Annotated in this window: 11 protein-coding genes; 7 read left to right on the top strand and 4 right to left on the bottom strand. The window is 70.4% G+C overall.

Translation table 11 applies throughout. From position 1 onward, the window contains the following. Positions 1-66: 66 nt before the first annotated feature. The gene (gene miaB / locus GNZ18_RS26435; protein WP_156219260.1) at positions 67-1,608 is read right to left on the bottom strand and encodes a tRNA (N6-isopentenyl adenosine(37)-C2)-methylthiotransferase MiaB; all 1,542 of its coding nucleotides are present in this window, start codon (positions 1,606-1,608) and stop codon (positions 67-69) included. A gap of 366 nt (positions 1,609-1,974) precedes the next feature. Here miaB and GNZ18_RS26430 point away from each other — a divergent pair, with 366 nt between their 5' ends. The 5 genes from GNZ18_RS26430 (at position 1,975) to GNZ18_RS26410 (ending at position 7,483) form a co-directional block, all read left to right on the top strand. Then, positions 1,975-2,697 carry an amino acid ABC transporter ATP-binding protein gene (locus GNZ18_RS26430; protein WP_242890619.1) on the top strand — a complete coding sequence of 241 codons (723 nt, stop codon included), beginning with the start codon at positions 1,975-1,977 and terminating at the stop codon, positions 2,695-2,697. Between the two features lie 39 nt (positions 2,698-2,736). Beyond that, positions 2,737-3,606, top strand: a complete 870-nt coding sequence (locus GNZ18_RS26425; RefSeq protein ID WP_214617588.1) for a glutamate ABC transporter substrate-binding protein — start codon at positions 2,737-2,739, stop codon at positions 3,604-3,606. 109 nt (positions 3,607-3,715) lie between these two features. Further along, the gene (locus tag GNZ18_RS26420) at positions 3,716-4,396 is read left to right on the top strand and encodes an amino acid ABC transporter permease (protein ID WP_156219258.1); all 681 of its coding nucleotides are present in this window, start codon (positions 3,716-3,718) and stop codon (positions 4,394-4,396) included. Beyond that, positions 4,393-5,601, top strand: coding sequence for an amino acid ABC transporter permease (locus GNZ18_RS26415; RefSeq protein ID WP_156219257.1), 1,209 nt, complete (start codon positions 4,393-4,395; stop codon positions 5,599-5,601). Before GNZ18_RS26420 ends, GNZ18_RS26415 begins: the two co-directional genes overlap by 4 nt. Next, the gene (locus GNZ18_RS26410) at positions 5,492-7,483 is read left to right on the top strand and encodes a S9 family peptidase (protein WP_156219256.1); all 1,992 of its coding nucleotides are present in this window, start codon (positions 5,492-5,494) and stop codon (positions 7,481-7,483) included. Before GNZ18_RS26415 ends, GNZ18_RS26410 begins: the two co-directional genes overlap by 110 nt. A gap of 141 nt (positions 7,484-7,624) precedes the next feature. Here the strand turns inward: GNZ18_RS26410 and rny are convergent, their stop codons facing one another. The 3 genes from rny to recA form a co-directional block, all read right to left on the bottom strand. After that, positions 7,625-9,193, bottom strand: coding sequence for a ribonuclease Y (gene rny, locus GNZ18_RS26405; RefSeq protein ID WP_374225457.1), 1,569 nt, complete (start codon positions 9,191-9,193; stop codon positions 7,625-7,627). 437 nt (positions 9,194-9,630) lie between these two features. Continuing rightward, positions 9,631-10,584, bottom strand: a complete 954-nt coding sequence (locus GNZ18_RS44085) for a regulatory protein RecX (RefSeq protein ID WP_376766288.1) — start codon at positions 10,582-10,584, stop codon at positions 9,631-9,633. 961 nt (positions 10,585-11,545) lie between these two features. Beyond that, positions 11,546-12,679, bottom strand: a complete 1,134-nt coding sequence (recA, locus tag GNZ18_RS26395) for a recombinase RecA (protein WP_156219253.1) — start codon at positions 12,677-12,679, stop codon at positions 11,546-11,548. Between the two features lie 243 nt (positions 12,680-12,922). Between recA and GNZ18_RS26390 the strand changes: the two genes are divergently transcribed. Further along, positions 12,923-13,792 carry an ATP-grasp domain-containing protein gene (locus tag GNZ18_RS26390; RefSeq protein ID WP_156219252.1) on the top strand — a complete coding sequence of 290 codons (870 nt, stop codon included), beginning with the start codon at positions 12,923-12,925 and terminating at the stop codon, positions 13,790-13,792. A 194-nt stretch (positions 13,793-13,986) separates the two neighbouring features. Further along, entirely contained in the window at positions 13,987-14,367 is a 381-nt protein-coding gene (locus GNZ18_RS26385; protein WP_156219251.1) for a hypothetical protein, read from the top strand. Positions 14,368-14,369: the final 2 nt, after the last annotated feature.

Below are 14,369 nucleotides of genomic sequence, written 5' to 3'. Positions count from 1 at the left end.
GCCCTCGCCTAGACGAGCGCCACCGACGCTGGGACGGACTCCACCCCACCATGCCGGCGCCCCATGTCAGTGGATGGAACAGCCCGGCGCGGCCGGGGCGGACGCCGGCGGGCGCCCGACCGAGGGCATTCCCAGCGAGACGCCCTTCCGCGCCTCGTCCGCCTTGCCCTGGCGCGCCTCCCACGCGTCGCCCGCGCGGGTCCGGCGGACGCCCCGCACGGGGTTGTCCGCGACGAGGTGGTGCGGCGCCGCGTAGGTGACCTCGACCGTGACCATGTCCCCGGGCCGCACCGGCTCCTCCGGCGCCCGGAAGTGGACGAGCCGGTTGTCGGCCGCGCGCCCCGACAGGCGGCGGGTCGCGCCGTCCTTGCGGCCCTCCCCCTCCGCCACGAGGACCTCCAGCGTGCGGCCGGACTGCTTCTTGTTCTCCGCCCAGGAGATCTCCTCCTGGAGGGCGACCAGCCGCTCGTACCGCTCCTGGACGACCTCCTTGGGCAGTTGCCCGTCCATGGTGGCGGCGGGGGTTCCGGGACGCTTGGAGTACTGGAAGGTGAACGCGGAGGAGAAGCGCGCCTCGCGCACGACGTGCAGGGTCTGCTCGAAGTCCGCCTCGGTCTCGCCGGGGAAGCCGACGATGATGTCGGTGGTGACCGCCGCGTCCGGGATCGCGGCCCGCACCTTGTCGATGATGCCGAGGTAGCGCTCCTGCCGGTAGGAGCGGCGCATGCTCCGCAGCACCGCGTCCGAGCCGGACTGCAACGGCATGTGCAGCGACGGCATCACGTTCGGCGTCTCGGCCATGGCGGCGATGACGTCGTCGGTGAAGTCCTTGGGGTGCGGCGAGGTGAACCGGACGCGCTCCAGCCCCTCGACGCCGCCGCACGCGCGCAGCAGCCCGGCGAACGCGGACTGCCCGCCGGCCGTCATCGCCCGGACGTCGCCGGGCGCCGCCGAGAGCGCGCCGAAGCCCGAACCGTAGGCGTTGACGTTCTGCCCCAGCAGGGTGACCTCAAGGACGCCCTCGGCCACCAGCGCCTCGACCTCGGCGAGGATCTCCCCGGGGCGGCGGTCCTTCTCCTTGCCGCGCAGCGACGGCACGATGCAGAAGGTGCACGTGTTGTTGCACCCGACCGAGATGGACACCCACGCCGCATACGGCGACTCGCGCCGGGTGGGCAGCGTCGAGGGGAAGGTCACCAGCGACTCTTCTATCTCGACCTGCGCCTCGCTGTTCACCCGCGAGCGCTCCAGCAGCGCGGGCAGCGAACCGATGTTGTGGGTGCCGAACACGACGTCCACCCAGGGGGCGCGCTTGACGATGGTGTCGCGGTCCTTCTGCGCGAGGCACCCGCCGACGGCGATCTGCATGCCCGGCCGGCCGTCCTTGACCGGCCGCAGGTGGCCGAGGTTGCCGTACAGGCGGTTGTCGGCGTTCTCCCGCACGGCGCAGGTGTTGAACACCACCACGTCGGGTTCGCCGTCGCCGGCGCGGACGTATCCGGCCGACTCCAGCAGACCGGACAGGCGCTCGGAGTCGTGGACGTTCATCTGGCACCCGTAGGTACGGATCTCGTACGTGCGGGGGCCCATCTCGATAGGCGCACTCATGACAGTCACCAAGGGTACGCGTCAGGCCCCACCGGACAGGCCCGCGATACGGGACCGGCCGCCCTCGGCAACGCGCCGGCGACCCCGTCCGGCGTCCAAGATCACCGGCAGGTTACCGGCGGGTCACAGATCGGCCGACGCGCCGCGTCCGGGCCCCGCGGTCCCCTGCCCGCGGGCCCTCGCATCCCCTTGCCGACATGGGTTTTCGTGATCGTATCGGTACCGCTCGGAGGCTTTCCGCCCGGCGCGGATGACGTAAAGTCCGAGCGCATGACAGGCAGCGAAGGCGCGCCCGACCCCACCGCGGGAGACGGGCCGGATGACCTCGTCCCGGAGCGATCCGCCGCGGGCTCCGGGCCCCTCGTCGTGGTCGAGCACGTCGACAAGCACTTCGGCGAGCTGCACGTCCTCAAGGACATCAACCTCACCGTGAACCGCGGCGAGGTCGTGGTCGTCATCGGCCCCTCCGGCGGCGGCAAGTCGACCCTCTGCCGGTCGATCAACCGGCTGGAGCCCATCGACGGCGGCTCGATCCTCGTGGACGGCAAGGAGCTGCCCCAGGAGGGCAAGGAGCTGGCCAGGCTCCGCGCGGACGTCGGCATGGTGTTCCAGTCGTTCAACCTGTTCGCCCACAAGACGATCCTGGAGAACGTCACGCTCGGGCCCATCAAGGTCCGCAAGCGGAGCAAGCAGGAGGCGGAGAAGCACGCGATGGAGCTGCTGGACCGGGTCGGCATCGCCAACCAGGCCCAGAAGTACCCCGCGCAGCTCTCCGGGGGGCAGCAGCAGCGCGCCGCCATCGCGCGCTCCCTCGCCATGAAGCCCAAGGTGATGCTGTTCGACGAGCCCACCTCGGCGCTCGACCCCGAGATGGTCAACGAGGTCCTGGACGTGATGACCGGGCTGGCCCGGGACGGCATGACGATGATCGTGGTCACCCACGAGATGGGCTTCGCGCGCCGGGCGGCGCAGAAGGTCGTGTTCATGGCGGACGGCCAGATCGTGGAGGAGAACACGCCCGACGAGTTCTTCACCAACGCGCGCACCGAGCGCGCGAAGGACTTCCTTTCCAAGATCCTCACGCACTGAGCCACGGGGCTCCGGCACGAAAGCAGAGGTGGACGAGCAGTGCGAGCACGTCGTATCGGCGCTCTCATCGGCGCGGGGCTGGCACTGTCGCTGGCGCTCGGCGCCTGCGGCAGCGACAAGGAGAAGACCGAGGCCAAGTCGGTCGCGCAGAAGGCCAAGGACGACAAGAAGCTGACCATCGGCATCAAGTTCGACCAGCCCGCGCTGGGCCTGAAGAAGCCGGACGGCTCCTACGACGGCTTCGACGTGGACGTCGCCAGGTACGTGGCGCAGAAGCTGGGCGTGCCGGCGAACGGCATCACCTTCAAGGAGACGACCTCCGCCAACCGCGAGTCGTTCCTGGGAGGCGGCCAGGTCGACCTGGTGTTCGCGACGTACTCCATCACCCAGGCCCGCAAGGCCCAGGTGACCTTCGGCGGCCCCTACTACGTCGCCCACCAGGACACGATGGTCCGCGCGAACGACAGCGCCATCAAGAAGCCGCAGGACCTCAAGGGCAAGAAGCTGTGCAAGGCCTCCGGGTCGAACTCCTTCCGCCGCATCACCGAGGGCCCGCCGGACGGCCAGCTCGCCATCAAGGGCGTGAACCTGGTCGAGGCGTCCAGCTACTCCGACTGCGCCGCCAAGCTCAAGAACGGCGCGGTCGACGCGGTCAGCACCGACGACCTGATCCTGGCCGGCTTCGCCAACCAGCAGAAGGGCGCGTTCAAGGTCATCAACGCCCCGTTCACCGACGAGAAGTACGGCGTCGGCATCAAGAAGGGCGACAAGGAGACCTGCGAGGCGGTCAACAACGCCATCACGCAGATGTACTCCGACGGCACCGCCAAGACCCTCCTTGAGAAGCACTTCGCCGGAACGGGGCTGAAGTTCGCCACGACCGCCCCGCAGCCGGAAGGGTGCGCCTGATCCGAGGCTGACCCCGTTGTGCGCGCGCGTCCAGGGGACGCCCATCGGCCCGTCCCCTGGACGCGCGCGCGTGACCCGACCCGCTGGAACGCCATGGAACAGCTAAGCCATGTTTGACTTCCGCCCCTTCTTCGACAACTTCGACCAGATCCTTGAGGGGTTCTGGGCGACCGTCCGCCTGTCCGCGCTCGCCGCGGTGCTCTCCATGATCTTCGGCACGGTGCTGGTGAGCTGCCGCGTCTCGCCCATCCCCGTGCTCCGCGCGTTCGGGACCGGCTACGTCAACGTGCTCCGCAACACCCCGCTGACGCTGGTGCTCCTGATGTGCAGCCTCGGTCTGAACGACGAGCTGGCGCTCAAGTTCTCCGGGAGCAACAGCACGTACTACTGGTGGGCGGTCCTCGGACTGTCCGGGTACACGGCGGCGTTCGTCTGCGAGGCGCTGCGCTCGGGCATCAACACGGTCCCCCTGGGGCAGGCCGAGGCGGCGCGCTCGATCGGGCTGGGCTTCACCCAGTCGCTGCGCATCGTCATCCTGCCGCAGGCGTTCCGCGCCGTCATCGCGCCGCTCGGCAGCGTCCTGATCGCCATGATCAAGAACTCGACGGTCGCGTCGGCGGCGGGCTACGCCGAGTCCGCCTCGGTCATGAAGGACATCCTCGACCAGCCCAGCTTCACCAGCGGGGCGATCCCGCTGTTCATCGGCATCGCGGCCGGGTTCATGATCCTCACGCTGCCGACCGGGTTCTTCTTCGGGTGGCTGCACAAGCGGATGGCGGTGGTCCGATGACCAAGGAAGCGACCGTCCTCTTCGACGCCCCCGGCCCCCGGGCGCGCGCGCGGCACAACATCCTGACCGTCGTCGCGGCGGTGGTGTTCCTCGCGATCCTGGGCGCGCTGGTCTGGCGCTTCAACGAGAAGGGCCAGTTCGCGGGCAAGCTCTGGAGCCCCTTCCTGAAGTGGGAGGTGTGGGACAACCTCATCCTGCCGGGCCTGTGGAACACGCTGAAGGCGGCGGCCCTCGGCACCGTGCTGGCGCTGCTGTTCGGCGTGGTGTTCGGCCTGGCCCGGCTGTCGGACCACTGGTGGGTGCGGATCCCGGCCGGGATCGTCGTCGAGTTCTTCCGGGCGATCCCGCTGCTGATCCTGATCTTCCTGGCGTTCTTCATCCCGAACAAGGTCAGCCCGTCCGTCGCCGACTCGGCGTTCGGCACCTTCCAGCGCGTGCTGGTCGACAACTTCTTCTCGATCTTCGGCGTGGAGATCAACGCGGGGGTCATCACGGTGCCCGCGTTCGCCGCGGTCGTCTTCGGCCTCATCATGTACAACGGGTCGGTGCTGGCCGAGGTGGTGCGCGCCGGGGTCCAGTCGATCCCGAAGGGCCAGGCGGAGGCCGCCTACTCCATCGGCCTGCGCAAGAACGGCGTCATGCGGCTCGTCCTGCTGCCGCAGGCCGTCACGGTGATGATGCCGGCGATCGTGAGCCAGATCGTCGTCCTGCTCAAGGACACCGCGCTCGGGTACATCATCGCCTACCCCGAACTCCTCAACGCGGCCTTCCGGCAGGTGCCCGCCAACTACGACAACAACAAGCTCCAGGCGGGCATCGTCGTCGCGGTCATCTACATCGCGATCAACATGTCGGTGAGCCGGTTCGCGACGTGGCTGGAGGCGCGCAGCCGCCGCAGCCGCAAGACCGAGGCCAAGACGATGGGCGGAGGCGTCGGGGCGCCCCCGCGGCTTCCTCGCGGCGCTCCGCCGCTTCCGCGACCTCCCCGCGGGCGGGTGTTACCGGTGGGTCGGCTGGTGATCGGCGTGTATCTTTCCGAAGTCAAACACCCCGTCATGGCCCCAACCGATCCCCGTATGCGGGACGATTCCTGGTATGACCGCTCGTGCGACCCTCCCCTACGGCTCCTGGCCCTCCCCCATCTCCGCAGCCGACGTCGCCCGCGCGCGGCTGCGCCTCAGCTTTCCCACCGTCGCCGGCGATGACGTGTGGTGGCAGGAGACCCGACCGGAGGAGGGCGGCCGGACCACCGTCGTCCACCTCCGGGGCGGTCACCGGACCGACCTGCTCCAGGCCCCCTGGGACGCGCGCACGCGTGTGCACGAGTACGGCGGGCGGTCATACCTGCCGGTCCGCACCGAACAGGGCTGGTCGCTGGTGTTCTCCAACTACGAGGACCAGCGGCTCCACCGGCTCGACGAGGGCGACCCGAAGCCGTACCCGCTGACGCCCGAGCCCGCCGTCCAGGCGGGCCTGCGCTACGCCGACCTCGTGCCCTCCCCGGACGGCACGGAGATCTGGTGCGTCTGCGAGGGGCACATCGCCGCGCCGCCGGAGGGCGAGGAGGGCGTCGCCGGGATCAGGCGTGCGATCGTGGCCGTTCCGCTGGACGGCAGCGCGTCGGAGAACGCGGGGGCGATCCGCGAGCTGGTGACGGGGGCGCACTTCTACGCGAGCCCGCGCCCCTCGCCCGGCGGCGGTCATCTCGCGTGGGTGCAGTGGAACCACCCGAGGATGCCCTGGGACGGCACGGAGCTGCGCGTGGCCGCGATCGAGGACGGCAAGACCGTCGCGCCCCGCACGGTCAAGGGCGGCCTCACCGAATCCGTCGTCGCGCCCCTGTGGCGTGACGACGAGTCCCTGTACGTCATCTCCGACTGGCCCGGCTGGTGGAACATCTACCAGGTCGGCCTGCACGGGGAGTCGCCGCAGGCGCTGTACCCGGCGGAGGAGGAGTTCACCAGCCCGCTGTGGCAGCTCGGAGGCATGCCCTACGCGCTGCTGGGCGACGGCCGGCTCGCCGTCCTGCACGGCGAGGGCGACATGCGGCTCGGCATCTACGACCCGGAGACGCTGGACCTCATCGACCTGGAGGTCCCCTACGAGCACTGGCAGTCGCAGCTCTCGGCGGACGGCACCACCATCGTCGGGATCGGCGGCGGTCCGGACGTCCCGCCGTCGGTCGTGCGGATCGACACCACGACCGGGCGCGTGGAGGGGCTCCGCCGCGAACTGCCGGAGCTGCCGGACGTCGCCTACCTGTCCAACCCGCGCGCCGAAGTGCTGGAGGGCCCGTTCGGGCGTCCCGTGCACGCGTACGTCTTCCCGCCGACCAACCCCGAGGCCGTGGCCCCGGAGGGCGAACTACCCCCGTACGTGGTCTTCGTGCACGGCGGGCCCACCGGACGCGTCTCCAAGGTGCTCGACCTGGAGCGGGCGTACTTCACCAGCCGCGGCATCGGCGTCATCGACGTCAACTACGGCGGCTCCGCCGGATACGGCCGCGCCTACCGCGAACGCCTGCGCCGCCAGTGGGGCGTGGTGGACGTGGAGGACGCCGTGGCCGCCGCCCAGGCCCTCGTGGACGGCGGCATCGCCGACCCCGCCCGGCTGGCGATCCGCGGCGGCTCCGCGGGCGGCTGGACGACGCTCGCGGCGATCACCCAGACCGACGTGTTCAAGGCCGCCACGTCCTACTACGGGGTCAGCGAGCTCCAAAGCTTCGTCGGCGCCACCCACGACTTCGAGTCGCAGTATCTGTTCGGCCTGATCGGTCCGCTGCCCGGCTTCGAGCGCGCCTACGAGGAGCGCTCGCCGCTGAACAACGCCGACCGCACGGCCTGCCCCGTCCTGCTCCTGCAAGGGCTCAACGACCCGGTGGTGCCCCCGGACCAGTCCGAGCGCTTCGCGGTGGCCCTGGCCGCCAAGAAGATGCCGTACGCCTACCTGACGTTCGAGGGCGAGGCCCACGGCTTCCGCAAGGCGGACACGGTCATCGCGTGCCTGGAGGCCGAACTGGCGTTCTACGGGCAGACCCTCGGCTTCGACCCCCGAGGCGTCACCCCGATCGACCTCACCGTCGGCTGACCCCGCCGCCCGCCGGTCGGCCGGTTTCCCCCGCCGACCGGCGCACGTGTCCGGGCGTGGTCAGGTGCGACGCAGGAGAGATGCGGGGCGCGCTGAATCGGCGCGGTCGTCCTGCGCGGAAGGGGCGTCGGTCGGACGCGGTCAGCGGGCGAACTCGATGGCGCGCGACTCCCGGACCACGGTCACCCGGATCTGCCCCGGGTAGGTCAGCTCGTCCTCGACCTGCTTGGCGATGTCGCGGGCGATGACCTGCGCCTGGATGTCGTCCACCGAGTCGGGCTTGACCATCACCCTGATCTCCCGGCCCGCCTGCATGGCGAAGACCTTCTCCACGCCCTCGTGCTTCTCCCGGGCGATCTCCTCCAGGCGTTCCAGCCGCTTGACGTAGGCCTCCAGGGACTCCCTGCGCGCGCCCGGACGGCTGCCGCTGATGGCGTCCGCGGCCTGCGTGAGCACGGCCTCCACGGTCCGGACCTCGACCTCGTTGTGGTGCGCCTCGATGGCGTGCACCACGTCCTCGTCCTCGCCGTAGCGGCGCGCGATCTCGGCGCCGATCAGCGCGTGGCTGCCCTCCACCTCGTGGGTGAGCGCCTTGCCGATGTCGTGCAGCAGCGTGCACCGCTTGGCCACTTCGACCGGCAGCCGCAGTTCGCTCGCCATGACCCCGGCGATGTGCGCGGACTCGATGAGGTGTTTCAGGACGTTCTGCCCATAGGACGTCCTGTACCGGAGCTGGCCCAGCAGCGCGATGAGTTCGGGGTGCATGTCGGCTATGCCGACCTCCACCAGCGCGTCCTCGCCTGCGCGCACACAGAGCTGCTCCACGTCGCTCTTGCTGCGCTCGTAGATCTCCTCGATGCGCTGCGGGTGGATCCGCCCGTCAAGGACGAGTTTCTCCAGCGTGAGCCTTCCGACCTCCCGGCGCACCGGGTCGAAGCAGCTCAGCAGGACCGCCTCGGGGGTGTCGTCGATGATGAGGTTCACGCCCGTGGTCGTCTCGAACGCGCGGATGTTGCGCCCCTCGCGCCCGATGATGCGGCCCTTCATCTCGTCGCTCGGCAGGTGCAGCACCGACACGACCGACTCGGCCGTCTGCTCGCTCGCGACCCGCTGGATCGCCAGCGTCACGATCTTGCGGGCGCGCTTGTCGCCCTCCGCCCGCGCCGAGTTCTCGATCTCCCGCGTGATGGGGATCGCCTCGCGCTTGGCCTGGTTCTCGATCAGCCCGACCAGCTCGGCCCTGGCCTGCTCGGCGGTGAGCCCCGCCGCCTGCTCCAGGATCTGGCGCCGCTCCTCCTCGACCTTGCCCAGTTCCTCTTTGCGGGCCTGGAGGGTCCGCTTGGTCTCCGCGAGCCGTCCGGACCACTCCTCAAGCCTGCGGACCTCGCCGTCCAGCCGCTGCTCCCGCTCGGCGAGACGCGCCTCCCGGCGCTCCAGGTCCTCCCTGAGCACCCGCAGGTCCTCCCTGAAGGAGCGGGCCTCCTCCTCAAGGTCCTCGCGCTCCTCGCGCGCCGTGGCGACGATCTGGCGCGCCTGCCCCTCGGCGCTCCGCAGTGCCTCCTGCGCGTCCAGCTTGGCCTTCGACCGGATCTCGTCCGCCTCACCCTGCGCGCGGGCCATCTCCGCCGCGGCCCGTCCCGGCATGCCCGGACGCCGCAGGACGACGATGACGAGAGCGGCCAGGGTCACCAGCAGCGCTGCACCCAGCAGGACGCTCTCCATGAGGCAGATCCTTCCTCGCCGCGGGCCCGCCTGTCAGGACCCTGCCTTGCGAGGACTTACTCACGCTATTCCGGGTGCACGACATCGCCGGGCCACGCCGTACGCGTGCCCGATGACGCGGCCGAATCCGGCCAACGAACCTGCCTTTTATGCCTCTCAGCTGCTCGAACGTGCTCGGCCGTATAGCAATCCGCGAGACGCGGAGTAACTCCTCACTGCCGTAACGGTAAGCGGCATGGAGGTAATGAGCAAGCAAACCCGGGGCATTCCGGACTAACCGAACGCCCGCGTGACGAGTTCCTTACCGCGCACTTGACCCGCGCACCCCCGCCCACCTGGCTCGTCGGCTCCGCCCAGGTAAGTACGAGATCACCTGCGGTCAGCCCGCCCGTCATTCCCCGGCGTGTCGCCCCCTGTTCACCTGATCACTCCAGGGGCGCCTCCGGGAAGTCCTCAAGGTCGGCGCCCTCCTCGGCCAACGCCTCCTTGACCACCCGATAGGAGAGCCCCGGCGGATATCCCTTGCGCGCCAGCATGCCGACCAGCCGCCGAGTGCGCTTCACCGGGTCGACGCCCCGCGTACTGCGGAGCTTGCGCTCGACCAGCGCACGCGCGGTGCGCTCCTCCTGCTCCGGCTCCAGCGTCTCGACGGCCTCGTTGACGGTCTCGCCGGCCACCCCGCGCCGCCGCAGCTCCGCCGCGAGCGCCCGCTTGGCGAGCCCCCGCCCCGCATGGCGCGACCGCACCCACGCCTGCGCGAACGCCTCGTCGTCGATCAACCCGACATCGGTGAACCGCGAAAGCACGGACTCCGCCACATCATCGGGAAACCCTTTGCGCCGCAACGCGTCCGCGAGCTGCGCCCGAGTACGAGGCGCCCCCGCCAGCATCCGCAGACAAACCTCCCGTGCGGCCCCCTCCCCAAGCCCACCCCGCTCACTCCCGCCCTCTTCACTCCCACCCCGCTCCCTACGGCCCTCCCCCTCACCAGAAGCCTCCGCGCCATCCCGCCCCGACGACTCCGCCGCGCCTTCCCAGGGAGAGGACGCCCCCCTCCTCCCCAACGCGCCACCCCGCCGCTTACCACCCCGCCGCTTACCACCCCGCCCTTCACCGACCGCCCGTCCCCGCCCATCCACCCCGCGACCACCGACGACCCCTCGCTCGCCAGACGCCCCCTGCCCACCGAACACACCCCGCCCACCGGACGCCCCTCGCCCGACCTCCGCCTCAACCCCCCGCGACTTCGCCGCCTGCGACTCCGCGTCCCGTTCAGTACCGTCCGGGGCTCTGCCGCTGCCCGCTTCAGAACCGGCCACCCTGACACTGTCCGCTTCGACGCCGCCCGCCCCAGCACCGCCTAGCTCGGGGCCACCCATCGCGGCGCCCGGCGGTCCAACACCGGTGGTTTCACCGGTTCCCGTTCCACCGCCGTCCGTTTTATCTCCATCGGGGCTCGGCAGTTCATCACCTGTCGCGTCGATGTCGTCAGCTTTGGCGTCGCTTGTGCCGGCGGCGTCCTCCCAGGGGTTATGTGCCCCAGGGAGATCGTCTTCCGCGCTGGCCGCTTCGGTATCGCCTGCTCCGGCGCTGACCGACCCAGCAGCAGCGCTCCAGGCACTGGTCCGTTCGGCGTCGGACGTCCTGGTGCGGGCTGTTTCGCCGTCGGCCGTCCCGGCGCCGAAAACCCAGGCGTCGGCCGTTCCCGTGGCGTCCGTCTCGATGTCGGCCGCGCCGGTTCCGCTCGCCTTGGTATTCCACGGATCGGCATCGCCTAGTGCGGGGCCACCCGACCGAGTGTCGGCTGTTTGGGGGTTGACGCCGGTCGCCTCGGCCGCATCTGCCGCAGGGTTGGTTTCCACGGGGCTGGTCGGCTGTTGCGTTCCCGGTTGGCCGGGGTGGTTGGCCTCGGGCTTCGTGGCGGGTTGGGAGGCGGGGGTGGCCGGCCCGGGGGTTTGTGGTGGCTCCGCTTGGGCTGTGTTGGCCGGACGGCCTGGTTCGAGCGTCCAGGGCGAGGGTGGTTCCGGGGGTTGCTCGGCGTCGGAGGCTTCGGGAGGTTCCGGGGTGTCGGCGGGTTCGGGGTCCGTGGTCCAGGGGTTGGTGGGGAGGGGCTCCCAGGGGAGGCTCACGTCCCCGCCCCTCCGGGGACGCCTCGACGCGACGGAGGGCGGGTGCCCCGGCCGCCGAGCCGGATGGGCTCGGCGTCCGGGCCGACGGGAGCGGCGGCGCCATCGGGGAAGGTCCGTGCGCCTGGCAGGCACCGGGTAAGGCGCCGCCGCCCTGCATACGAGATCATCGCTCACTCCTCGTCAAGAGTCACCCTTATCGGAGGATTGACCGTTAGGAATCACCCGATTTAGCGGCCTTGGCCGCCCGCTTGCCAGTGAGGGGGGGCTTGGCAGCGGGAGTGAACTCGGAGGCGGGCGGGGCGGCCGCCTCGGCGCCGGAGCCCGCGGCGGGCTCGGCCTCCTTGTCGACCTTCGGGCCGATGCCCAGCTTCTCCTTGATCTTCTTCTCGATGCCGTCCGCCATGTCGGGGTTGGCCTTGAGGAAGTTGCGGGCGTTCTCCTTGCCCTGGCCGAGCTGGTCGCCGTCGTAGGTGTACCAGGCGCCGGACTTGCGGACGAAGCCGTGCTCGACGCCGAGGTCGATCAGGCCGCCCTCGCGGCTGATGCCGTGGCCGTAGAGGAGGTCGAAGTCGGCGACCCGGAAGGGCGGCGCCATCTTGTTCTTGACGACCTTGACGCGGACGCGGTTGCCGACGGCCTCGGTGCCGTCCTTGAGCGTCTCGATCCGGCGGACGTCCAGCCGGACGGACGCGTAGAACTTCAGCGCGCGGCCGCCGGTGGTGGTCTCCGGGGAGCCGAACATGACGCCGACCTTCTCGCGGAGCTGGTTGGTGAAGATGGCGGTCGTCTTGGTCTGGTTGATCGCGCCGGTGAGCTTGCGGAGCGCCTGCGACATCAGGCGGGCCTGGAGGCCGACGTGGCTGTCGCCCATCTCGCCCTCGATCTCGGCGCGGGGGACGAGCGCGGCGACGGAGTCGATGACGACGATGTCGATCGCGCCGGAGCGGATCAGCATGTCGGTGATCTCCAGGGCCTGCTCGCCGGTGTCGGGCTGGGAGACCAGCAGCGCGTCGATGTCGACGCCGATCTTGGCGGCGTACTCGGGGTCGAGGGCGTGCTCGGCGTCGACGAACGCGGCGATGCCGCCCTTCTTCTGGACGCTGGCCACCGCGTGCAGCGTGACGGTGGTCTTGCCGGAGCCCTCGGGGCCGTACACCTCGACGACGCGGCCGCGCGGCAGGCCGCCGATGCCGAGCGCGATGTCGAGGGCGATCGCGCCGGTGGGGATCACCTCGACCGGCGCCCGCACCTCCTCGCCCATCCGCATGACCGAGCCCTTGCCGAACTGCCGTTCGATCTGGGCGAGGGCGGTCTCGAGAGCCTTCTCCCGGTCGTTCGCTGCCATGAGATGTCCTTCTCGTCGTGACTGTCGGCTCTCGGCCGCTGCCTTGCGTTGTCGAGGGCGACGTTACGGCGGGCCACCGACACTTTCGAGTCCCGGGCGCGGTTGTGGATGACGCCGTGGGCGAGAGGTCAGCGTACCGAACATAAGTTCGATCATCGTCGCGTCTACCGATTTGGGCAGGAATCTCCGTGCGTACGGTGGTCCGGACCCCGTACGCTGGCGCCGTCCACGGAGGGTTCCATCATGACGCTGACCGTCCTCTTCTGCGTCGACCCGCTCCATCCACGGCGCGTTGACCCGCACTTCTCCCGCGAGGCGGCGGCCGTGCGGGACCACTACGGCGAGATCGCCCTGCTCGACCACGAGGCACTGCGCCGCGGGGACGTGGAAGGGGCCGCGCGGGCGGTGCCGTCGGACCTGGGCGCGCTCTGGTACCGGGGCTGGATGCTCACGGGCGACGAGTACGCCGCGGTGGCCGCCCTCCTGAAACAGCGCGGGACGGTGCTGCTGACCCATCCGGACGACTACAGGCGCGCGCACGAGCTGCCGGGCTGGCACGACACGTTCGCGGGTCTGACCCCGCACAGCGTGTGGCGCCCCCTGGCACCGGGCCAGGATCCGGGAGACCTGAACGAGCTGGGCGAGCTGGTGCGTCCGCTGAACGGCGGGCCCGGCGTGGTCAAGGACTATGTGAAGTCGCGCAAGCACGAGTGGGAAGAGGCGTGCTTCGTGCCGGACGTGAAGAACCTCGTCCAGCTGCACGGCATCGCCGCCAAGATGGTCGCCCTGCAGGACGACCATCTCGCGGGCGGCCTCGTGGTGCGGGAGTACGAGCCCTATGACGGCGAGGGCGAGGCGCGGGTGTGGTGGGTGGACGGGGAGCCCGCGCTCATCGGGCCGCACCCCGACAGCCCCGACGTGGAGCCCGACCCGGCGCTGGACGCCGTCGCGCCCGCAGTCCGGGCCCTCGGCTGCCGGTTCATCACCACCGACCTCGCCCGCCGCACCGACGGCGAGTGGCGGGTGGTGGAGGTCGGGGACGGGCAGGTCAGCGATCTCCCCTCGACCGTGGACGCGATGGACCTGTACGCGCACCTGCCCGTTCCGGACTGACACCCCGGCGGGCTCCACCCGGAATCGATCGCGTCCGCGATGTGACGGAACCGGAACACGAGTCACTTCCGTCCCATGTGCACCGCCCCTAGGCTGTGGCCTCGCATGTCGGATTCCTTCTGCGCGGGGGCGTTCGACCGCGCCGTCCGGAACCTTCTGGATGCTCGACCCTCGATCCGAAGGACGTGTTCCTCTTGCCCCCACAGGAACCCACCCGCCGGCTCAGCTCCCGTGCCGTGAAGGTCGGGATGCTGGGCGCGCTGTCGCTGGCCCTGGTCGCCTGCGGTTCCAAGTCGACCACCGCGTACTGCGTGGACCGGAACGCCCCGGCGGTCGGGAAGACCAAGGGCGGCTACAAGGTGGTCTCGGACGTCTACTGCGACCCCGGCGACATCGACCGGGGATACGACTCGTCGTACAACCGGTACTTCTGGTACTACGGCGGCAGCCGTGACTCCAGGGGGTACGTGTCGGGCGGAACCTCCTTCCGGTCCAGCAAGGGCAAGGTCAAGTCGAGCAGCGGGCGTACGCTGAGCCGGGGCGGGTTCGGCGGCAGCGGCCGGAGCGGGAGCTGAAC

The organism is Actinomadura litoris (assembly GCF_009733595.1).
GTDB classification, from domain to species: Bacteria; Actinomycetota; Actinomycetes; order Streptosporangiales; family Streptosporangiaceae; genus Spirillospora; species Spirillospora litoris.
The sequence above is the reverse complement of the archived record's forward strand: the minus strand, read 5'-3'. Positions and strand labels throughout refer to the sequence as shown.

Excerpts from the sequence above, each read along its gene's own strand:
- miaB (WP_156219260.1), bottom strand. The coding sequence starts at position 1,608 with ATGAGTGCGCCTATCGAGATGGGCCCCCGCACGTACGAGATCCGTACC.
- GNZ18_RS26420 (WP_156219258.1), top strand. The coding sequence starts at position 3,716 with ATGTTTGACTTCCGCCCCTTCTTCGACAACTTCGACCAGATCCTTGAG.
- GNZ18_RS26415 (WP_156219257.1), top strand. The coding sequence starts at position 4,393 with ATGACCAAGGAAGCGACCGTCCTCTTCGACGCCCCCGGCCCCCGGGCG.
- GNZ18_RS26410 (WP_156219256.1), top strand. The coding sequence starts at position 5,492 with ATGACCGCTCGTGCGACCCTCCCCTACGGCTCCTGGCCCTCCCCCATC.
- GNZ18_RS44085 (WP_376766288.1), bottom strand. The coding sequence starts at position 10,584 with ATGGGTGGCCCCGAGCTAGGCGGTGCTGGGGCGGGCGGCGTCGAAGCG.
- recA (WP_156219253.1), bottom strand. The coding sequence starts at position 12,679 with ATGGCAGCGAACGACCGGGAGAAGGCTCTCGAGACCGCCCTCGCCCAG.
- GNZ18_RS26390 (WP_156219252.1), top strand. The coding sequence starts at position 12,923 with ATGACGCTGACCGTCCTCTTCTGCGTCGACCCGCTCCATCCACGGCGC.